This is a genomic window from Photobacterium sp. NCIMB 13483 (assembly GCF_003025475.1).
In the GTDB taxonomy this organism is placed as follows: Bacteria; Pseudomonadota; Gammaproteobacteria; order Enterobacterales; family Vibrionaceae; genus Photobacterium; species Photobacterium piscicola.
Window position 1 is genome coordinate 1 of sequence record NZ_PYLV01000062.1, and the last position, 699, is coordinate 699.

Genomic DNA, 699 nt, shown 5'->3' on the forward strand with positions numbered 1-699 from the left:
AATTAGCAGCATCGTGCTTGAATGCGACTGAATAAGTTGTTCGAGCTTTTTTCATTATGTACACCATTTTGATATTAAGAGTATTTTATCCTATTTAGGTGTACAAGTTCATTAAGCCACAACAAAGAGCTGAAGATAGGGGTAACAGCAGGGGCGAGTTTTCGAGGGGTGAGGAAGAGCTGAAGATAGGTGTAATAGCAGGGACGAGTTTTTTTAGAGACGAGTAAGGGCAGTAGCAAGATTATTATTGACAATGATATTGCTGGTGTTAAAAATTTCGAACCCTCGAACCCTCGAACCCTCGAACCCTCGAACCCTCGAACCCTCGAACCCTCGAACCCTCGAACCCTCGAACCCTCGAACCCTCGAACCCTCGAACCCTCGAACCCTCGAACCCTCGAACCTCTTTTCTCCAGACGAAAAAAAACCTCATCAAAGATGAGGTTTTCAAAAGATGGTGCCGACTACCGGAGTCGAACTGGTGACCTACTGATTACAAGTCAGTTGCTCTACCTACTGAGCTAAGTCGGCACACTAAATTCTTTTTGTATAACGTCAATGACGTTATTTTATAATATGGTGCCTCGAGGCGGAATCGAACCACCGACACGAGGATTTTCAATCCTCTGCTCTACCGACTGAGCTATCAAGGCAAACACAGCAATATAATTGCTATTGTTGCATTTCTTACCGAAGTAA

Annotated in this window: 2 tRNA genes; both read right to left on the reverse strand. The window is 44.1% G+C overall.

From position 1 onward, the window contains the following. Positions 1 to 455: 455 nt before the first annotated feature. A tRNA-Thr gene (locus C9I86_RS19825) sits at positions 456 to 531 on the reverse strand. Positions 532 to 577: 46 nt separating this feature from the next. Then, positions 578 to 653: transfer RNA gene (locus C9I86_RS19830), tRNA-Phe, on the reverse strand. Between the last annotated feature and the right edge of the window lie 46 nt (positions 654 to 699).